The sequence below is a fragment of the Ramlibacter sp. genome, from assembly GCF_035554825.1.
Classification (GTDB): Bacteria; Pseudomonadota; Gammaproteobacteria; order Burkholderiales; family Burkholderiaceae_C; genus Ramlibacter.
In genome coordinates this window covers 1-19,199 of record NZ_DATMHS010000131.1, presented here as the reverse complement: position 1 = coordinate 19,199, position 19,199 = coordinate 1, and the positions used below count along the sequence as shown (strand labels likewise).

Here is a 19,199-nt window from a genome sequence, read left to right as displayed (position 1 = left end):
GCGTTTCGAGCTGGAGCAGCCAGTCTGCCAGCGGTCGGGCCCGCTCGCCGAAACGCCCTGTGACAACAGTGGCGATTTCGCGCGGCGGCGCCTGCGCCGGCAGGTCGACCCCGAGCTGGCGCACGCGCCGCCGCACCCGGTGCAGCAGGCGCAGCCAGGGATCGTGCTGGCGCCGCTCCCATGCGGCCCAGGCCGCCCCGGCGAGGGCCGCCGCCACCAGCAGTCCCAGCACCAGCAGCAACAGGTCCTCCCAGCCCGGCGACCGGAAGCCGATGTCCTTCAGCAGGTTCAGCTGCCTGCTCTGCGTGTAATTGAGCACCCACTGGTTCCAGCCGTTGTTGATCGCCTCCCACAGCGCCCGCAGGTCGAGGGAGAGTTCCGGGGTGACGGCGCCGAGCGCGCCGGCGATCACGCCGGGTCTGGGGCGCAGGCGCTGGATCGAGCCGACGCGGCCAGGCGCCACCGCAGCCGTCGGGTCGACGCGCACCCAGCCGCGGCCGGCCAGCCAGACCTCGGTCCAGGCGTGGGCGTCGCTCTGGCGCACCACCCAGTAGCCGTCGACGGCGTTGCGCTCGCCGCCCTGGTAGCCGGTCACGATGCGCGCCGGGATGCCCAGCTCGCGCATCAGCACGACGAACGACGAAGCGATGTGCTCGCAAAAACCCTCGCGGCGGTCGAACCAGAATTCATCGGCGCCGTGCTCGCCGAAGACGCCGGGATCGAGCGTGTAGTGGTAGTTGCCGGTGCGCAGCCGGTCCAGCGCTGCCTGCACGAAGGCCGGGGGCCCGCCGCGCGCCAGCGCCGGGTCGCCGCGCCACTGCTGCGCCAGGTCATGCGTCCTCGGGTTGAAGCCGGGCGGCAGGTCCAGGTATTCGGGCAGCACCGCGGCGATCGAGGACGCGCCGTGCCGGAAATCGGTGTGGCTTTCGGCGCGGTAGCGCAGCAGGTCGGTGATCGGCCTATCGGTCACCCACACCAGCTCGCTGGTCATCGCCGCGGCGAAGCCCGGCGCGGCCGGCGGCGTCGCGACCGCGTCGAGCACCAGCAGCCAGGGCCGGTTGTTGGGCTCCATGGTCACTTCGTAGCGCACCGGATGGCCCAGCACCTGCAGCCGGGCGAGCCCGCCGATGTCGACCGGCCAGGCCGATCCGCGGCGGCGGCTCAGCGCCCGCCACTCGCGCCCGTCGAAGGCCGACAGCACCGGGCCGCGGAAATACAGGTCGCCCTGCATCGGCTGCGGGCCCTCGAACCGAATGCGCATGGCGATGCTGTCGTCGAGCGCCAGCTGCGCGATGGTGCCGACCTGCATGGTGGCCGCCAGGCCGCTGCGGCCGCTCATCGCGTCGGCGGGAATGCCCCACAGCGGCGCCAGCCGCGGGAACAGCACGAACAGCACGGCCATGATCGGCGCACCGAGCAGCGCCATCAGCCCGGCGACCCGCGCCGCCTGGGACAGCGGCGGCCGTCCGACCGGCAGGTGCGCGTTGACCAGCGCGGTGAGCAGTCCCAGCAGCGCGACCAGCATCGCCAGCGCCGTCGGCAGCGACTGCGAGAAGAAGAAATTGGTCAGCAGCGTGAAGAAGCCGAGGAAAAACACGACGAAGATGTCGCGCCGGCCGCGCAGCTCCAGCGTCTTCAAGGCCAGCAGCACCACGATCAGCGTCACGCCGGCATCGCGGCCCAGCACCGTGCGATGGGTCGCGACGGTGGCCGCCACGGCGCCGACCAGCAGCGCGAGCACCCAGCGCGCGCGCGGCAGCGGCGCCGCGCTGACGGCGATCCAGCCGCGCCACAGCAGCACGGCCGCCGTCAACCCGCTGCACCACAGCGGCAGGTTGCGCACCTGCGGCAGCACCACCCAGGCGATCACGGCCAGCAGGAACAGGGTGTCGCGGGCGTCGCGCGGCAGCGCGCCCAGCCGCTGCAGCAGGCCCGGGCGCCCGTCGGCCGCGATCGCTAGCATCGGGCCAGCGCCTCCAGGCAAGAGCGCTTGTGGGCCGGGCCGCTGCCGGGCGCGACCGTGCGGCCCGGCAGGCGCAACCCGTACAGCGCGCCCAGCCGGTCGGCCTGCAACACCCAGGCCGCCAGGCGCGACAGCCGGTGCTCCAGGTCGCCGCCGCCGGCCTGCGCGAGATCGAGCCACAGCTGGTAGCGCTGCGCCTGTTCGCCGTCGCGGCTGACCAGTTCATCGGACCTGGCGGCCTTCTTCCACACCACCTGCTTGAGCGGATCGCCGCGCCGGTAGGCCCGCACGCCGTCGAACTCGCCGCTGTGCCGCACGCGCAGCGCGCCGGCGCCGCCGGAACGCGGCTCGCCCGGCGGCAGCGGCGGCGCGCCCGGCTCCGGGGCCGGGTACACCAGCACCTGGGCGGCCGGCCGCCACACCGTCCACACCCGAAAGGTGCCGAGCGGAAAGCGAGTCTCCGCAGTCAGCGGCGGCACCCGGTGCAGGCCGCGCCGCTGCGGCTGGAACGCGACATGGACGACGCTGGTGCCTTGCGGCGGCACGTCGGTCCAGACCCAGCGGTCGTCGTGGGTCGCTTCCAGGACCGCCACGGCGATCGCGTGCCGCGGCGACCGGCGCGGGTTGGTCAGCACCACCGACAGCGGGGCGCTGGTGCCGGCGAACTGGGGCTCGGGCTGCAGCAGGTTGAGGCTGAGGCCGCGCAGGGTCGCGTGCGCCAGGTGCATGCTCACGACGGCGCTGCCGGCCAGCAGGAACGTCAGCAGGTAGCCCAGGTTCAGCTGGTAGTTGATCGAGCCCACCAGCAGCACCACCAACGTCGCGCCGAGCATGAAGCCGGGGACCGTCGGCAGGATGTAGACGTTGCGTTGCGTCAGCACCAGGCTGTCGGCCAGCGGCAGCCGCTGCTGCCACCAGTCGCGAAAGCGCCGGCGCACGAAGCCGATCGGTTGCAGCGGGAGCGTGCCCGAGGCCGCCCGTGTCATGGCAGCGGCACGGCCTCCACCATGGCGCGCACCTGCTCCATCGGGCCGCGGCCGGCGTCGCCGACCGGCTGCAGGCGGTGGGCGACGGTCTGCGGCAGGATCGCCTGCACATCGTCGGGCGCCACGTAGTCGCGGCCGGCCAGCAGCGCCTGCGCCTTGGCGGCACGCATCACGGCAATGCCGGCGCGCGGCGACAGGCCCTGCAGGAACCAGCGCCCGGAACGGGTCGCGGCGACCAGGTCCTGCACGTAGCTGACGAGCGGCTCGGCGGCATGCACCTGCAACACCTGCTGCTGCAGCGACTGCAGGTCGACCGGCGTCAACAGGCCGCGCATCGCGTCGACCATGCCGCGGCGGTCGGCGCCGGCCAGCAGTTCGCGCTCGGCGGCCCGGTCGGGGTAGCCCAGCGAGATCCGCATCAGGAAGCGGTCCAGCTGCGACTCGGGCAGCGCGAAGGTGCCGAGCTGGTCGTGCGGGTTCTGGGTGGCGATGACGAAGAAGGGCGTCGGCAGGGCCCGGGTCTCGCCCTCGGCCGTGACCTGCTTTTCCTCCATGGCTTCGAGCAGCGCGCTCTGGGTCTTCGGGCTGGCGCGGTTGATCTCGTCGGCCAGCAGCACCTGGGCGAACACCGGCCCCGGATGAAAGACGAAGGACTCCCGGGCGCGTTCGTAGATCGACACGCCCAGCAGGTCGCTGGGCATCAGGTCGGCGGTGAATTGCACCCGCGAGAACTGCAGCCCGAACGAGCGCGCCAGCGCATGCGCCAGGGTGGTCTTGCCGACGCCCGGCACGTCCTCGATCAGCAGGTGGCCGCCGGCCAGCAGGCAGGCCACGCAGTCGCGCACCTGGGCCGGCTTGCCGACGATCACCGTGTTAAGCTGGTCCAGCAGCGCCTGCAGTTTCCTCAGTGAATCCATGGCCATGACGTTATCCGAATTTACGCCGAGGCGAGCGCCATCGTGAACAAGACCGGGTATTTCACGCATCCCGATTGCCGCCGCCACGAGATGGGGCCCGGCCACCCCGAGTGCCCCGAGCGGCTCGACGCGATCGAGGACCGGCTGATCGCATCGGGCGTGGGCATCGGCCTGGAGCGGCGCACCGCGCCGCAGGCCTCGGTGAGCGACCTGGAGCTGGCGCACAGCCGGCTGCACATCGCGGCGATGCGCGGACTCGGCCAGGAGCTGAAGGAGGCGATGGCCGCGGGCGGTCCCGCCTATTCGCAGCTCGATCCCGACACCTCGATGAACGTCCACACCTGGGACGCGGCGCTGCGCGCGGCCGGCGCGGCGCTGGCGGCGACCGATGCCGTGATCGCCGGCGAACTCGAGAACGCGTTCTGCGCCGTGCGCCCGCCCGGGCACCACGCCACCCGCGACCAGGCGATGGGGTTCTGCTTCTTCAACAACATCGCGATCGCCGCCAAGTACGCGCTCGAGCGGCATCGCCTCAAGCGGGTCGCCGTGGTCGACTTCGACGTGCACCATGGCAACGGCACCGAGGACATCCTCGGCGGCGACGAGCGGGCGCTGATGGTGAGCTTCTTCCAGCATCCGCTGTATCCGTTCGGGGCCGAGACCAGTCCGTACGACAACATGCTCAACCTGCCGGTGCCGGCGTACACCAAGGGTCTGGAGATCCGCGAGATGATCGAGATGCTGTGGATCCCGCGGCTGGAGGCCTTCAAGCCGCAGATGATCTTCGTCAGCGCCGGCTTCGACGCGCACCGCGAGGACGATCTGGCCCAGTTGCGGCTGAACGAGGCCGACTACACCTGGATCACGATGCGGATCAAGGACATCGCCAGGAAGCACGCGGGGGGGCGCATCGTCTCCTCGCTGGAAGGCGGCTACAACCTGAGCGCGCTGGGACGCAGCGTGGAGGCGCATCTGCGCGTGCTGGCGGACCTGTGAGGAAGGAGCAAGCGATGGACAACGACGATGCAGTGCTGGTGACCCGCGACGGGCGCGGCGTGGCGACGCTCACGATGAATCGCCCGGCCAACTTCAACGCGCTGAGCGAGGAGATGCTGGCCGCACTGCAGCGCGCGCTGGACCGGCTCGCCGCCGACCAGTCGCTGCGGGCGGTGGTGCTCGCCGGCGCCGGCAAGGCGTTCTGCCCCGGGCACAACCTCAAGGAGATGATCGCCAAGCCGTCGCTGCCGTACTACCAGCAGCTGTTCGCGCAGTGCAGCCGGGTGATGCTGTCGATCCTGAAGCTGCCGGTGCCGGTGATCGCGCGGGTGCACGGCATCGCGACGGCCGCCGGCTGCCAGCTGGTCGCCCAGTGCGACCTGGCGGTGGCGTCGACCGAAGCGAGGTTCGCGGTGAGCGGCATCAATTACGGCCTGTTCTGCTCGACGCCCAGCGTGCCGCTGCTGCGCAACGTGCCGCCCAAGCAGGCGATGGAAATGCTGGTCACCGGCGACTTCATCAGCGCCCAGCAGGCGGTGGAGCGCGGCCTGGTCAACCACGCCGTGGCGCCGGGGCAGCTCGACGCCGAGATCGAACGACTGGTCGCCGCGATCCTGTCGAAGCCGCGGGCGGCGCTGGCCATGGGCAAGGAACTGTTCTACCGCCAGCGCGAGCTGGGCATCGAGGCCGCCTACCAGCTGGCCAGCCAGACCATGGCCATCAACATGATGGACGAATGCGCGCTGGAAGGCTTCACCGCCTTCGCCGAAAAGCGCCAGCCGGCGTGGAAGCCATGAAGGGCCGGCGCGCACCGTGATGACGACGCTCGACGAGGTGCTGCGACGCCTGGCGCACCCCGGGCTGCCGCTGGAGCTGGCCGCGCTCGCCGGCTGCCTGGCCCTGGCATTCGCCGTCAGCTGGCTGGCCGGCCGCCGCCATTCGGCCGATTCCGTGTGGTTCGGCCGGGCCACCGTCGACGGGCTGCTGTTTCCGCTGCTGGCCCTGGTGTTCACCTACAGCGCGGGCCTGGCGCTGCGCGGCGCGATGCAGGTCGCGCTGCTGCAGGTGGCGGTGCCGGTGCTGGTGTCGCTGGCGGGCATCCGCTTCCTGGCCCGCGTGTTCACGGTGGTGTTCCCGAAATCGGGGCTCGCCCGGCTGGTCGAGCGGCTCTTCTCGTGGCTGGCGTGGATCGCGGCGGTGCTGTGGATCATCGGGCTGCTGCCGGCGGTGATGAACGAGATGGAGGCGATCCATTTCGCCTTCGGCAAGTCGCGCATCAGCCTGCTGTCGATCGTGCAGGCGGTGCTGTCGAGCGGCGCGGTGCTGGTGGTGGCGCTCTGGATTTCGGCGGCGGTGGAGCGCAAGGTGCTGCGCGAGTCGGTCGCCGACCTGTCGCTGCGCAAAGTGGCGGCCAATGCGATCCGCGCGGTGCTGCTGCTGGTGGGCCTGCTGTTCGCGCTGTCGGCCGTGGGGGTCGATCTCACGGCGCTGTCGGTGCTGGGCGGTGCGCTCGGCGTGGGGCTGGGCTTCGGCCTGCAGAAGCTCGCCGCCAATTACGTCAGCGGCTTCGTGATCCTGTTCGAGCGCAGCCTGCGCATCGGCGACACGGTGCGGGTCGACAGCTTCGAGGGAATCGTCGTCGACATCAAGACGCGCTACACGCTGATCCGCTCGCTGTCGGGGCTGGAGTCCATCGTCCCCAACGAGAAGCTGATCACCGAGCGGATCGAGAATCTGTCGCTGGCCGACCCGCGGGTGCTGCTGACCACCGACGTCACGGTGGGCTACGACAGCGACGCGGACCTGGTGCAGCGGCTGCTGGTGGAAGCCGCCGCCGGCGCCGATCGCGTGATCGCCGATCCGCCGCCGGCGGCGAAGCTGGCGCGGCTGGGCGCCGATGGCCTGGAGTTCACGCTGCTGTTCTGGATCGCCGATCCGCAGGCCGGCCAGCTCGGGGTGCGCTCGGACGTCAACCTGCGGGTGCTGCGGGCGCTGCGGCAGGCCGGCATCGACATCCCGTATCCGCAGCGTGTGGTGCACCTGCGCACGGCCCCGGCCGCAGGGGCGGCGGCAGCCGCGAGCTGAGCGGCGGCAAGCCCGGCGGCGACGGCCGCGCCGCGCCGGCGCGCGAGCGCGGAGCCGGTCGCCGGCGGGCCGCCGCAGGCGTGGCTCGCGGTATGATCGAAATCGAACGATCGTGCTATTTTGTCTGTCGCGTGCAGGCCAGCGCGGCGGCTGCCGTGGTGCACTGCCGCATAGAATGCACTTTACGTAAACGTCAATTCAGCAAACCCCCTTGAGGAGCCACAAGCATGAAGGTCCTGGTGCCGGTCAAACGCGTGGTCGACTACAACGTGAAAGTCCGGGTGAAGTCGGACAACACGGGCGTCGACATCGCCAACGTCAAGATGAGCATGAATCCGTTCGATGAAATCGCCGTGGAAGAGGCGGTGCGCCTGAAGGAAAAAGGCGTGGCGACGGAAGTCATCGCCGTCTCCTGCGGCGTCGCGCAGTGCCAGGAAACCCTGCGCACGGCCATGGCGATCGGCGCCGACCGGGCGATCCTGGTCGAGAGCGCCGACGAACTGCAGCCGCTGTCGGTGGCCAAGCTGCTGAAGGCGATCGTCGACAAGGAGCAGCCGGGACTGGTGATCTGCGGCAAGCAGGCGATCGACGACGACGCCAACCAGGTCGGCCAGATGCTGGCGGCGCTCGCCGACCTGCCGCAGGCGACGTTCGCATCCAAGGTGGAAGTCGCCGACGGCAAGGCCAAGGTCACGCGCGAAGTGGACGGCGGCATGGAGACCGTGGCGCTGGCGCTGCCGGCCGTGGTGACGGCCGACCTGCGCCTGAACGAGCCGCGCTACGTGACGCTGCCGAACATCATGAAGGCGAAGAAGAAGCCGCTCGAAACGCTCAAGCCGGCCGACCTGGGCGTGGAGATCAAGCCGCACCTGAAGACGCTGAAAGTGACCGAGCCGCCCAAGCGCTCGGCCGGCATCAAGGTGCCCGACGTCGCCACGCTGGTGGCGAAGCTGAAGAACGAGGCGAAGGTGATTTGAGGCCGGCGCGGACCTCGCGCCGAAAACCCGCAGAAACAAACATCTTGAACGCAGAGGACGCCAAGGATCCGCAGAGAACGCAGAGAAGAGAAGACATGGTTTGCTTTCTTCTCTGCGGCCTCTGCGTCATCCCCGCGACCTCTGCGTTCACAAAATCGTAGAGAACCAACCATGACCTCTCTCGTCATTGCAGAACACGACAACGCCACCCTCAAGCCGTCCACGCTCAACACCGTGACGGCCGCCGCCCAGTGCGGCGGCGACGTCCATGTGCTGGTGGCCGGCCACAACGCCGGTGAAGCGGCCAAGGCGGCCAGCCAGATCGCCGGCGTCGCCAAGGTGATCCACGCCGATGCCGAGCACTTCGCGCACGGCCTGGCCGAGAACGTGGCCGCGCAGGTGCTGGCCATCGCCGGCAACTACAGCCACATCCTGTTTCCGGCCACCGCCAGCGGCAAGAACATCGCCCCGCGCGTGGCGGCCAAGCTGGACGTCGGCCAGGTGTCCGACATCACCCGCGTGGACAGCCCCGACACCTTCGAGCGCCCGATCTACGCCGGCAACGCCATCGCCGTGGTGCAGAGCCTGGACGCCGTGAAGGTGATCACCGTGCGCACCACCGGCTTCGACGCGGCCGCTGCCACCGGCGGCTCCGCCGCCGTCGAGCAGGCGGGTGCCGCGGCCGCCGCCGGCAAGTCCACCTTCCTGGGCAACGAGCTCGCCAAGAACGATCGCCCCGAACTCACGGCCGCGAAGGTGGTGGTGTCGGGCGGCCGCGCGCTGGGATCGGCCGAGAAGTTCAATGAAGTGATGACGCCGCTGGCCGACAAGCTGGGCGCCGCCCTCGGCGCGAGCCGCGCCGCGGTCGACGCCGGCTATGCGCCCAACGACTGGCAGGTGGGCCAGACCGGCAAGATCGTCGCTCCGCAGCTGTACATCGCCGCCGGCATCTCCGGCGCGATCCAGCACCTGGCCGGCATGAAGGACTCCAAGGTGATCGTCGCGATCAACAAGGACCCCGAAGCGCCGATCTTCGCGGTCGCCGACTACGGCCTGGAGGCCGACCTGTTCGCGGCCGTGCCGGAACTGACGAAGGCGCTGTAAGGCGTCGGGCGCCGGGCGTTCGGCGGCGCGCCGAACGCCCGATTTCCTGCGCTGGGACACCTCACCCTCAACCCTCACTGCGGAGCCCGCCATGAGCTACACCGCCCCCCTCAAGGACATGTTGTTCGACCTGAAGCACCTGGCGAACATCGACGAGATCGCGAAGCTGCCCGGCTTCGAGGAGGCCGGCTTCGATACCGCGCAGGCGGTGCTCGAGGAATGCGCCCGGTTCAACGAGGGCGTGGTCGCGCCGCTGAACGTCGACGGCGATCTCCAGCCGTCCTCCTGGAAGGACGGCGAGGTGACGACGGCGCCCGGCTTCAAGGCCGCCTACGCGAAGTTCGCCGAGGCCGGCTGGCAGGCGCTGCAGCATCCGGCCGAGTACGGCGGCCAGGCATTGCCCAAGACCATAGGCGCGGCCTGCAGCGAGATGCTGAATTCGGCCAACCTGAGTTTCGCGCTGTGTCCGCTGCTCACCGACGGCGCGATCGAGGCGCTGCTCACCGCGGCGTCGGACGAGCTCAAGGCCGTCTACCTCGACAAGCTGGTGAGCGGCGAATGGACCGGCACCATGAACCTGACGGAGCCGCAGGCCGGCTCCGATCTGGCGCTGGTGCGCACCAAGGCCGAGCCCCAGCCCGACGGCACGTACCGGATCTCCGGCACCAAGATCTTCATCACCTACGGCGAGCACGACATGGCTCGCAACATCGTGCACCTGGTGCTGGCGCGGGTGGCCGGCGCGCCCGAGGGCGTCAAGGGCATCAGCCTGTTCGTGGTGCCCAAGTTCCTGGTGAACGCGGACGGCTCGCTGGGCGCGCGCAACGACGCGCGCTGCGTCAGCATCGAGCACAAGCTGGGCATCAAGGCCTCGCCGACGGCGGTGCTGCAGTTCGGCGACGAGGGCGGCGCGGTGGGCTACCTGGTGGGCCAGGAAAACCGTGGCCTCGAGTACATGTTCATCATGATGAACGCGGCGCGCTACGCCGTCGGCGTGCAGGGCATCGCGATCTCCGAGCGGGCCTACCAGAAGGCGGCGGCATACGCGAAAGAACGGGTGCAGTCGCGCCCGGTCGACGGTTCCATGAACACGAGCGCGCCCATCATCCACCACCCGGACGTCAGGCGCATGTTGATGACGATGCGCGCCTACACCGAGGGTTGCCGTGCGATGGCCAGCGTGGCCGCGGCCGCCTACGACGCCGCGCATCACCACCCGGACGCCGAGGTGCGGCGGCAGAACCAGGCCTTCTACGAATTCATGGTGCCGCTGGTCAAGGGCTACAGCACCGAGACCAGCCTGGAGGTGACCTCGCTCGGCGTGCAGGTGCACGGCGGCATGGGGTTCATCGAAGAGACGGGCGCCGCGCAGTACTACCGCGACGCGCGCATCCTCCCGATCTACGAGGGCACCACCGCGATCCAGGCCAACGACCTGGTCGGGCGCAAGACCGCGCGCGACGGCGGCCAGACGGCCAAGGCCATCGCCGCCCAGATCGCGGCGACGGAAGGCGAGCTGGCGCGGCTCGACGGCGCGGCCGCGCGGGCCGTGCTCAAGCGGCTGTCGGCGGCGCGCCAGGCGTTCCTGGAGGTCGTGGCGTTCGTCGCCGGCGGCACCAAGGCGTCGCCGAACGCGGTGTTCGCCGGCTCCGTGCCGTACCTGATGCTGGCCGGCAACCTGATGGCCGGCTGGCAGCTGGCGCGCTCGCTGGTCGCGGCCCAGGGCCTGCTGGCCCGGCCCGATGCCGGCGGCGAAGACCCGAACTTCCTGCACGCCAAGATCGCCACCGCGCGCTTCTACGCCGATCACATCCTGAGCAAGGCGCCCGGCATCCGCGACGCGATCATCGAGGGCGCCGAGAGCGTGACGGCGCTGCCGGTCGAGTCGTTCTGAACCGGCGGCCACGCAGACCAACGACGGAGCCCCCATGCCACTGCCCCCAGTCCTGCAACGCCTCGCCCTGCCGGTGATCGGCTCGCCGCTGTTCATCATCAGCAATCCGCAGCTGGTGATCGAGCAGTGCAAGGCCGGCATCGTCGGCTCGATGCCGGCGCTCAACGCCCGGCCGGCGTCCCAGCTGGACGAGTGGCTGCACGAGATCACCGAGACGCTGGCCGCCTGGAACCGCTTGCACCCGGCGACGCCGGCGGCGCCGTTCGCGATCAACCAGATCGTGCACAAGAGCAATGACCGGCTCGACCACGACATGGAACTGGTGGCCAAATACAAGGTGCCGGTGATCATCACGTCGCTGGGCGCGCGCACCGACGTCAACGAGGCGATCCACGGCTACGGCGGCATCGTGCTGCACGACGTCATCAACAACGCCTTCGCCCACAAGGCCGTGGAGAAGGGCGCCGACGGCCTGGTCGCGGTGGCGGCCGGCGCCGGCGGCCACGCCGGCGTCAAGAGCCCGTTCGCGCTGATCCAGGAGATCCGGCAGTGGTTCGACGGGCCGCTGGTGCTGAGCGGCGCGATCGCCAACGGCGGCGCGGTGCTGGCCGCCCAGGCGATGGGCGCCGACCTCGCGTACATCGGCTCCGCGTTCATCGCGACCCGGGAGGCGCGCGCCTCGGACGCATACAAGCAGGCGATCGTGGACGGCAGCTCCGACGACATCGTCTACACCAGCCTGTTCACCGGCGTGCACGGCAATTACCTGAAGCCGTCGATCCGCGCCGCCGGCCTCGACCCCGACCACCTGCCCGAGAGCGATCCGAGCAAGATGAACTTCAGCGGCGGCGAAGGCAGCAAGGGCAAGGCCTGGAAGGACATCTGGGGCTGCGGCCAGGGCATAGGCGCGGTGACCGAGGTCACCAGCACCGCCGAGCTGGTGGCGCGGCTCAAGCGCGAGTACGCGCAGGCGCGCGAGCGCGTCCTCGGGGCGCCTGCGCCCGCTTGAGGCCGGCCCGCGCCGTGGCCGGGCGCGGCCGGAAATGCCTGGATGCAAGCGCGCGCCAGGGTCCCGGCCGATCCCCGCGCCCCGGTTTCGTACACTCGCGGCCGTGCCCACTCGCCCGAAGCACGGCCCGCGATGAAGCCGCTCAGGATCCTCTTCATTCACCAGAATTTCCCGGCGCAGTTCGTGCACGTGGCCGGCGAGCTGCAGCGTCGCGGGCATGAGGTCGTGGCGCTGGCGGTGCGCGGCCATCCGATCCCCGGCGTGCGCTTCTTCCGCTATGCGCCCGCGGCGCCGGAGCGGCCGAGCGAGATCGACCTGGCGCGTGACTTCGAGGTCAAGATCGCCCGCGGCCGTGCCTGCGCGGCGGCGATGGGCAAGCTCGAGGCGGGCGGCTTCCATCCCGACGTGGTGGTCGCGCACCCGGGCTGGGGCGAGGCGCTATTCTGCAAGGACGTCTGGCCGCGGGCGCGGCTGGTGGTCTATGCGGAGTTCTTCTATGCGCCGGAAGGATCGGATTACGGCTTCGACCCCGAGTTCTCCTCCGCGAGCGATGAACTGCGGATGCGGCTGCGCCTGAAGAACACGGTGCACCTGCACGCGCTGGCCGCGGCCGACCGCGTCTACACGCCGACGCGCTGGCAGTGCAGCCAGCTGCCCCCCGAGTTCCGGGCCAAGACGGTCGTGGCGTTCGACGGGATCGACACCGCGCTGGTGCGACCCGATCCCCGGGCGACGGTTCGCCTGGCCCGCGAGCAGGTGCAGGTGACGGCGGGCGACGAGGTGATCACCTTCGTCAACCGCAACCTCGAGCCGTACCGCGGCTTCCACCGCTTCATGCGGGCCTTGCCCGAGATCCTGCGCCGCCGGCCCGCCGCGCGCTGCATCATCGTCGGCGGCGACGAGGTGAGCTACGGCGCACCGCCCCCGGGCGGGGGGACCTGGCGTGAGTACATGCTGCGCGAAGTGGGCGGCCGGCTGCCGGTCGAGCGGGTGCATTTTCTGGGCAGGGTGCCGTATGCCGACTATGTGCGCCTGCTGCAGCTGGCCGCATGCCATGTCTATCTGACCTATCCCTTCGTGCTTTCCTGGAGCTGCCTCGAGGCGATGAGCGCCGGCGCGGTGGTGGTGGCGAGCCGCACCGGACCCGTGCAGGAAGTGATCGAGCACGGCCGCAACGGACTGCTGTTCGACTTCTTCGACACCGACGCGCTGACCGGGCAGGTCGTCGACGTGCTGGCCAACCCGGGAAGCTACCGGGCGATCGGTCGCGCCGCGCGCGAGACCGTCGTCGCCAGATACGACTTGCGAGCCGTCTCTCTGGCGGCGCAGGTCGCCGTGATCGCGGGGTAGGGAGGCTCCGGGGCCTTCCTAGTAGTCGCTGCCCGACTTTCCATAACTCAGCGCCTCCGCCGGACCCCAGAAGACGCGGTACATGTAGACCGTGTACCCGACGATGGCCGGGACGGTGATGGCCACGCCCACGAAGCTGAACAGCAGCGACTTGGTTTCCGCCGCCGCCTGCCACACCGTGAGCCGGTCGATCACGATGTAGGGATACAGGCTGTACGCGAGGCCCAGGAACGACAGCACGAAGATCAGCACCGTGCTGGCGAAGACGACCCAGGCATAGCCCGCGGCAACGACGTCCGGGCGGCGCGCCACGTGCAGCGCCGCATAGAAGCCCACGGCGCACGCCACCGGAATGGGCAGCAGGCCGATGAACTGCGGCATGCCGAACCAGCGGTCGAACACGGTCTGGCTGACCAGCGGCGAGGCCACGGAAATCCCCACCAGCGCCACGCCCATCGGCCAGAGCACCGCGCGGGCCCAGCCCATCGCCTTCGCCCGCAGCGGCCCGTCGGTCTTCATCATCAGCCAGCCCGCCCCCAGCGCCGCATAGGCGGTGGGCAGCGTCAGCGCGATGCCGGCGCTGAACAGCGTCGAGCGCACGTCGTGCACGAACCCGGTGAGGTAGCGGCCCAGCATCCAGCCCTGCGCGGCGGCGGCCGCCAGCGAACCGAGCGAGAACAGCGCGTTCCACATCGCCTTGTGCTGGTCGCGCGCCTTGACGCGGAAGTCGAACGACACGCCGCGCAGGATCAGGCCGATCAGCATCACCGCCACCGGCAGGTACAGCGCCGACAGCACCACGCCGTGCGCCAGCGGAAAGGCGACCAGCAGCACGCCCACGCCGAGCACCAGCCAGGTCTCGTTGGCGTCCCAGAACGGGCCGATGCTGGAGATCATCACGTCCTTTTCCTCGTTCGTGGCGAACGGCAGCAGCACGCCGACGCCGAGGTCGTAGCCATCGAGCACCACGTAGGCCAGCAGCGCCAGACCCATCACGGCCATGAAGACCAGCGGCAGCACGTGTTCCCAGGTGAGCGTCATCGCGTGCTCCTTCAGGCGGGGCCGCCGATCGGCGCGCCCGGTTTGGCGCTCTGCGGCGTCTGGGCGGTAGGCTGCGCCGGGTGCGCGGCCATGTAGCGCAGCACGAAGACATAGGCCGCCAGCAGGAAGGCGTACACCGCGAGGTAGGCGATCAGCGTGGCCAGCACCATCGGCGGCGGATGGTCGGCCACCTGGTCGGCGGTGCGCAGGATGCCGTAGACCAGGAACGGCTGGCGACCGATCTCGGTCACGTACCAGCCGGCCAGCGTGGCGATCCAGCCCGCGAACGTCATCGCCGAGAGCAGCCGCAGCTGCCAGCGCGGCAAGGCCGGCGCCGGCGCCGCGGCGTGCCGACGGCGCCACAAAGTCCAGGCGCAGGTCCAGGCGACGGCCAGCATCGCCAGCCCCATGCCCACCATGACGCGGAAGCTCCAGAACACCGGCGCCACCGGCGGATGCGCGCCGGGGAACTCGTCGAGTCCGCGCAGCTGCGCCTGGCGGTCGTGGGCCAGGATCAGGCTGGCCAGCTGCGGGACCTGGATCGCGTAATCGGTGCGCTGCGCCGCCTCGTTCGGCCAGCCGAACAGCGTCAGCGGGACGCTGCGCTCGGTATGCCAGATGCCTTCGATGGCCGCGATCTTGGCCGGCTGGTGTTCCAGCGTGTTCAGGCCGTGCTGGTCGCCGGCGAAGATCTGCACCGGGATCGCCACGGCCGCTGCCAGGACCGCCGACCGCAGCGCCCGGTGGGTGCCGCCGTTGGCCGTCCCGCGCAGCACCTGCCATGCCGACAGCCCGGCGATCAGGAACGAAGCCGTGAGCGTGGAGGCGAGCAGCTTGTGCACGAAGCGGTACGCGAAGGACGGATTGAAGATCACCTCCAGCCAGCTGACGACGTGGATGCGGCCGTCGATCAGCTCGTGTCCCCGGGGCGTCTGCATCCAGGAGTTGAGGCTGAGGATCCAGAACGCCGACAGGGTGGTGCCGGCGGCGACCATCAGCGACGCGAACAGGTGCATGCGCGGCGAGACCTTGTTGCGCCCGAACAGCATGATGCCGAGGAAGGTGGCCTCGAGGAAGAACGCCGTCAGCACCTCGTAGCCGAGCAGCGGCCCGGCGACGTTGCCGGCCCGCTGCATGAAGCCGGGCCAGTTGGTGCCGAACTGGAAGCTCATGGTGATCCCCGACACGACGCCGATCGCGAAGCTCAGCGCGAACACCTTGGTCCAGAAGTAGTACGCCTCTTCCCACTCGCGCGCGGCGCTGGCGCCGTCCGCGCGGTCGTGCCGCAGCCGGAAATACACCAGGTACCAGCACAGGGCGATGGTGATGCTGGGAAACAGGATGTGGAAGCTGATGTTGGCGGCGAACTGAAGGCGCGAGAGCAGCAGCGTGTCCACGGAGTGAGCCTGGTCGGGGTGGCGAACAAACCATTATCACGCGCCGCCGGCAGGCGCGGTGCCGCGCAGGCCGCGCCACGCATGAGCAAAACCGTGATACTGTACGAGCATACAGGTATGGGAGTACAGGGTGGACGAAGCAGTCATTCCACTGGGGGCGATCAAGGGGCGGGGATCCGCCACGCGGCTGGCGCACCGGTTCGAGCGCGACAGCCGCGGTGCGTTCGACGACGGCTGGGACACGCTGGGCGAGGCGGCGGCGCAGGCCGGCGAGCCGCCACCGACCGAGGTGATCTGGGAGACCGCCCGCAGCGCGATCAGCACCAACGACTCGCCCGACGTCGGTTTCGACCGGTCGATCAATCCCTACCGGGGCTGCGAGCACGGCTGCATCTACTGCTACGCGCGGCCCACGCACAGTTACCTGAACCTCTCGCCCGGCCTCGACTTCGAGACCAAGATCATCGCCAAGCGCAACATCGCGGACCTGCTGCGCTCGGAGCTCGCGCGCAAATCCTACCGGCCGGCGCCGATCGCGATCGGCAGCGCCACCGACTGCTATCAGCCGGTGGAGCGCGAACTGCGGCTCACCCGCGCCGTGATCGAGGTGCTGCGCGAGGCGCGGCATCCCTTGACGCTGGTGACCAAATCGAGCGGCGTCGAACGCGACCTCGACCTGATCGCGCCGATGGCGGCGCAGGGGCTGGCCAGCGTGTCGGTGACGATCACCACGCTCGACGCCGACCTGGCGCGCCGGCTGGAGCCGCGCGCCGCGGCGCCGCACCGGCGGCTGCGCATCCTGCGCACCCTGGCCGAGCACGGCGTGCCGTGCGCGGTCAGCCTGGCGCCGCAGATCCCGTTTCTCACCGACGACATGGAGCAGGTGCTCGAGGCGGCTTGGGAGGCGGGCGCGCGCGGCGCCTTCTACCACGTGCTGCGGCTGCCCTGGGAAGTGAGCCCGCTGTTCCGGCAGTGGCTGGAACTGCACTACCCGCAGCGGGCGCAGCGGGTGATGGCCCGCATCCACGACATGCGCGGCGGCAAGGACTACGACAGCGATTTCGCCACCCGGATGAAGGGCAGCGGCCCGTGGGCACAGCTGATCGCGCAGCGCTTTCGGCAGGCGACCGCCAGGCTCGGCTTCAACCGCGAGCGACTGCACCTGGACACCACGGCGTTCCGGCCGCCGTCGCTCGGCGGGCAGGCATGCCTGTTCTAGACGATGCCCTTGGCCAGCAGCCAGCGGGCGGCGCCGAACAGCACGGCGCCGGCGATCGCCCCGGCCACGTTGAACCGCAGCTGATCGCCGCCGGCCAGGCGCCGCACCTGCTTTTGCCAGACCCAGATCGCCGGCACCAGGGCGAGGCCGGCCAGCGCGCCCGAGACCTGCCAGCGCAGCAGGCTGGCCCACGACGGCAGCAACAGCGATGCGGGCGGCCGCTCCAGCAAGGTCGCGTCGACCGGATAGGCGCGGCTCCAGACAACGCAGGCGACCAGCGCCGACAGCAGCAGCAGCAGGATGGCGGCCGGCTTCATGGTGCGGCGCCAGCCGAGCACGCTCAGGATCAGGGCCGCGGCCGCCGCCACCGCCGCGCCGAGCACCAGCACGTGCGCGAGGCTGGTGGCGCGGTCGTTGCCGGACAGCACGCGCCACAGCGCCACGTTCGCCACGAAACCGATCCACAGGCTGACGGCCAGGACCATCCAGCCGGGATGCATCGCGAGCCGGGTCTCGCCGGGCGTGAGGATGGACGAATACCCCGTGGAGCGGAAGAGCTTGAGGGCCATGGCGCGATTCTGCCCGCGCGCCGGCGGTCTGCCCATCAGGAATCCGCTGACATGTCGGCGCCGCGGGCCCGGCGGCCGCGCCCGGCCCAGTGGAGCAGGGCTAGGCGCTGAAAAATCCCTTCAACTTGTAGCTCCGGCGTGACAAGCCTGCCTGCGGCAGGCAGTTGTCAGCCTTCGCTGCAAACTCAAAGGGCCGGCGCTGCCGCAGCGAATGCTGCGGTTCTTCAGCGCTACGCGCTGAAGAACCCTTTGAGTTTGTGCCGTCCGCATCACAAGCGCCTGCGGCGCAGTTGTGAGCGTCCGCCCCAAGTTGAGGGATCGGCGCGATGTGCCGCGGTCCCCTGCTTGGCGCAGGAGACCGTTTTCAGCGCTCAGGCGCTGAAAAATCCCTTCAACTTGTCTGCCCAGGACTCCTCGGTGGGGGAATGCTTGGCGCCGCCCTTCTTGAGCGACTCGTCCAGGTCCTTCAGCAGCTTGCGCTGATGCTCGGTGAGCTTGACCGGCGTCTCCACGGCGATGTGGCAATACAGGTCGCCGGGATAGCTCGCCCGCACGCCCTTGATGCCCTTGCCGCGCAGCCGGAACTGCTTGCCGGCCTGGGTGCCCTCGGGGATGTCGATCGCGGCCTTGCCGCTCAAGGTCGGCACCTCGATCTCGCCGCCCAGCGCGGCCCGCGTGAAGCTGATCGGCACCACGCAGTGCAGGTCGTCGCCGTCGCGCTCGAAGATGTCGTGCTTCTTCAGGCGGATCTCGATGTACAGGTCGCCGGGCGGGCCGCCGTTGGTGCCCGGCTCGCCGTTGCCGGCGCTGCGGATGCGCATGCCGTCGTCGATGCCGGCCGGGATCTTCACCTCCAGGGTCTTCTGCTTCTTCACCTTGCCTTGCCCGTGGCAGGTGGTGCAGGGCTCGGGGATGATCTTGCCGGTGCCGCGGCAGTGCGGGCAGGTTTGCTGCACGGAGAAGAAGCCCTGGCGCATCTGCACGACGCCGGCGCCGTGGCAGGTGCTGCAGGTCTTGGCCTGGGTGCCGGGCTTGGCGCCGCTGCCGTGGCAGGTCTCGCACTGGTCCCACGTCGGGATCCGGATCTGCGCCTCCTTGCCCAGCGCCGCTTCCTCCAGCGTGATCTCCATCGCGTACGACAGGTCGCTGCCGCGATAGACCTGGCGTCCGCCGCGGGCGCCGCCGCCGGCACGCTGCTGGCCGAAGATGTCGCCGAAGATGTCGCCGAAGGCCTCGGCGAAGCCGCCGAAGCCTTCGGCCCCGGGGCCGCCGCGCATGTTGGGGTCGACCCCGGCATGCCCGTACTGGTCGTACGCGGCGCGCTTCTCCGCGCTGGACAGCATCTCGTACGCTTCCTTGGCCTCCTTGAACTTGGCCTCGGCTCCCTTGTCCGCCTCGTTGCGGTCAGGGTGGTACTTCATCGCCAGCTTGCGATAGGCCTTCTTGATTTCTTCGTCCGAGGCGTTCTTGGGCACGCCCAGGACTTCGTAGTAATCGCGTTTGGTCACTGCCATCTTAAGCTTTTACGGCCACCTTCACCATCGCCGGCCGCAGCAGCCTTCCCTTGAAATTGTATCCTCGCCGCAGCTCCTGCATAACCGTGTGGTCCTGGACATCCTCGGCCGGGACCATTTCCACCGCGTGGTGAACGTGGGGATCGAATTTCTGCCCTTCGGCAGGAATCGGCTCCAC

At 70.0% G+C, this 19,199-nt stretch carries 17 protein-coding genes; 9 read left to right on the top strand and 8 right to left on the bottom strand.

Annotated elements, in window-relative coordinates:
• From VNT59_RS16255 to VNT59_RS16245, 3 genes are all read right to left on the bottom strand, one after another.
• Positions 1-1,963, bottom strand: a 1,963-nt coding sequence (locus tag VNT59_RS16255) for a DUF3488 and transglutaminase-like domain-containing protein (protein WP_325499969.1), incomplete at its 3' end; no start/stop codon positions are given.
• A complete protein-coding gene (locus VNT59_RS16250) occupies positions 1,957-2,949 on the bottom strand; it encodes a DUF58 domain-containing protein (protein WP_325499967.1) in 993 nt (330 codons plus the stop codon). The genes VNT59_RS16255 and VNT59_RS16250, both read right to left, overlap by 7 nt.
• Positions 2,946-3,866, bottom strand: a complete 921-nt coding sequence (locus VNT59_RS16245; protein ID WP_325499964.1) for an AAA family ATPase — start codon at positions 3,864-3,866, stop codon at positions 2,946-2,948. Before VNT59_RS16245 ends, VNT59_RS16250 begins: the two co-directional genes overlap by 4 nt.
• Positions 3,867-3,908: 42 nt before the next feature.
• Here VNT59_RS16245 and VNT59_RS16240 point away from each other — a divergent pair, with 42 nt between their 5' ends.
• The 8 genes from VNT59_RS16240 (at position 3,909) to VNT59_RS16205 (ending at position 13,281) form a co-directional block, all read left to right on the top strand.
• Positions 3,909-4,862 carry a histone deacetylase family protein gene (locus VNT59_RS16240; RefSeq protein ID WP_325499962.1) on the top strand — a complete coding sequence of 318 codons (954 nt, stop codon included), beginning with the start codon at positions 3,909-3,911 and terminating at the stop codon, positions 4,860-4,862.
• 14 nt (positions 4,863-4,876) lie between these two features.
• A complete protein-coding gene (locus VNT59_RS16235) occupies positions 4,877-5,659 on the top strand; it encodes an enoyl-CoA hydratase (RefSeq protein ID WP_325499960.1) in 783 nt (260 codons plus the stop codon).
• Positions 5,660-5,678: 19 nt separating this feature from the next.
• Complete coding sequence (locus VNT59_RS16230; protein ID WP_325499958.1) at positions 5,679-6,947, top strand: mechanosensitive ion channel family protein; 1,269 nt, start codon at positions 5,679-5,681, stop codon at positions 6,945-6,947.
• Between the two features lie 227 nt (positions 6,948-7,174).
• Positions 7,175-7,924: an electron transfer flavoprotein subunit beta/FixA family protein gene (locus VNT59_RS16225; RefSeq protein WP_325499956.1), complete on the top strand. Its 750-nt coding sequence runs from the start codon at positions 7,175-7,177 to the stop codon at positions 7,922-7,924.
• A gap of 171 nt (positions 7,925-8,095) precedes the next feature.
• On the top strand, positions 8,096-9,028 hold the full coding sequence (locus tag VNT59_RS16220) for an electron transfer flavoprotein subunit alpha/FixB family protein (RefSeq protein WP_325499954.1): 933 nt from the start codon (positions 8,096-8,098) through the stop codon (positions 9,026-9,028).
• A 91-nt stretch (positions 9,029-9,119) separates the two neighbouring features.
• Positions 9,120-10,922 carry an acyl-CoA dehydrogenase gene (locus VNT59_RS16215; RefSeq protein WP_325499952.1) on the top strand — a complete coding sequence of 601 codons (1,803 nt, stop codon included), beginning with the start codon at positions 9,120-9,122 and terminating at the stop codon, positions 10,920-10,922.
• 34 nt (positions 10,923-10,956) lie between these two features.
• Entirely contained in the window at positions 10,957-11,931 is a 975-nt protein-coding gene (locus VNT59_RS16210) for a nitronate monooxygenase family protein (protein ID WP_325499950.1), read from the top strand.
• A gap of 132 nt (positions 11,932-12,063) precedes the next feature.
• Positions 12,064-13,281, top strand: coding sequence for a glycosyltransferase family 4 protein (locus VNT59_RS16205; RefSeq protein ID WP_325499948.1), 1,218 nt, complete (start codon positions 12,064-12,066; stop codon positions 13,279-13,281).
• An 18-nt stretch (positions 13,282-13,299) separates the two neighbouring features.
• Here the strand turns inward: VNT59_RS16205 and VNT59_RS16200 are convergent, their stop codons facing one another.
• The gene (locus tag VNT59_RS16200) at positions 13,300-14,322 is read right to left on the bottom strand and encodes a cytochrome d ubiquinol oxidase subunit II (RefSeq protein ID WP_325499945.1); all 1,023 of its coding nucleotides are present in this window, start codon (positions 14,320-14,322) and stop codon (positions 13,300-13,302) included.
• Between the two features lie 11 nt (positions 14,323-14,333).
• Positions 14,334-15,719, bottom strand: coding sequence for a cytochrome ubiquinol oxidase subunit I (locus VNT59_RS16195; RefSeq protein ID WP_325499941.1), 1,386 nt, complete (start codon positions 15,717-15,719; stop codon positions 14,334-14,336).
• Positions 15,720-15,849: 130 nt separating this feature from the next.
• On the opposite strand from VNT59_RS16195, the gene VNT59_RS16190 reads away from it, so the two are divergent.
• Positions 15,850-16,938 (top strand): PA0069 family radical SAM protein, encoded by a 1,089-nt coding sequence (locus tag VNT59_RS16190; RefSeq protein ID WP_325499939.1) that lies wholly within the window; start codon positions 15,850-15,852, stop codon positions 16,936-16,938.
• Here the strand turns inward: VNT59_RS16190 and VNT59_RS16185 are convergent.
• From VNT59_RS16185 to VNT59_RS21900, 3 genes are all read right to left on the bottom strand, one after another.
• Complete coding sequence (locus VNT59_RS16185; protein WP_325499937.1) at positions 16,935-17,507, bottom strand: hypothetical protein; 573 nt, start codon at positions 17,505-17,507, stop codon at positions 16,935-16,937. The genes VNT59_RS16190 and VNT59_RS16185 overlap by 4 nt on opposite strands.
• 371 nt (positions 17,508-17,878) lie before the next feature.
• A complete protein-coding gene (gene dnaJ, locus VNT59_RS16180; protein WP_325499971.1) occupies positions 17,879-19,015 on the bottom strand; it encodes a molecular chaperone DnaJ in 1,137 nt (378 codons plus the stop codon).
• A 7-nt stretch (positions 19,016-19,022) separates the two neighbouring features.
• Complete coding sequence (locus VNT59_RS21900; RefSeq protein ID WP_414708402.1) at positions 19,023-19,199, bottom strand: nucleotide exchange factor GrpE; 177 nt, start codon at positions 19,197-19,199, stop codon at positions 19,023-19,025.

What these genes read in the sequence shown, in the direction of transcription:
- VNT59_RS16250 (WP_325499967.1), bottom strand. Translation starts at nt 2,949, where the DNA reads ATGACACGGGCGGCCTCGGGCACGCTCCCGCTGCAACCGATCGGCTTC.
- VNT59_RS16220 (WP_325499954.1), top strand. Translation starts at nt 8,096, where the DNA reads ATGACCTCTCTCGTCATTGCAGAACACGACAACGCCACCCTCAAGCCG.
- VNT59_RS16215 (WP_325499952.1), top strand. Translation starts at nt 9,120, where the DNA reads ATGAGCTACACCGCCCCCCTCAAGGACATGTTGTTCGACCTGAAGCAC.
- VNT59_RS16235 (WP_325499960.1), top strand. Translation starts at nt 4,877, where the DNA reads ATGGACAACGACGATGCAGTGCTGGTGACCCGCGACGGGCGCGGCGTG.
- VNT59_RS16210 (WP_325499950.1), top strand. Translation starts at nt 10,957, where the DNA reads ATGCCACTGCCCCCAGTCCTGCAACGCCTCGCCCTGCCGGTGATCGGC.
- VNT59_RS16225 (WP_325499956.1), top strand. Translation starts at nt 7,175, where the DNA reads ATGAAGGTCCTGGTGCCGGTCAAACGCGTGGTCGACTACAACGTGAAA.
- VNT59_RS16205 (WP_325499948.1), top strand. Translation starts at nt 12,064, where the DNA reads ATGAAGCCGCTCAGGATCCTCTTCATTCACCAGAATTTCCCGGCGCAG.
- VNT59_RS16200 (WP_325499945.1), bottom strand. Translation starts at nt 14,322, where the DNA reads ATGACGCTCACCTGGGAACACGTGCTGCCGCTGGTCTTCATGGCCGTG.
- VNT59_RS16230 (WP_325499958.1), top strand. Translation starts at nt 5,679, where the DNA reads ATGACGACGCTCGACGAGGTGCTGCGACGCCTGGCGCACCCCGGGCTG.
- VNT59_RS16245 (WP_325499964.1), bottom strand. Translation starts at nt 3,866, where the DNA reads ATGGATTCACTGAGGAAACTGCAGGCGCTGCTGGACCAGCTTAACACG.
- VNT59_RS16185 (WP_325499937.1), bottom strand. Translation starts at nt 17,507, where the DNA reads ATGGCCCTCAAGCTCTTCCGCTCCACGGGGTATTCGTCCATCCTCACG.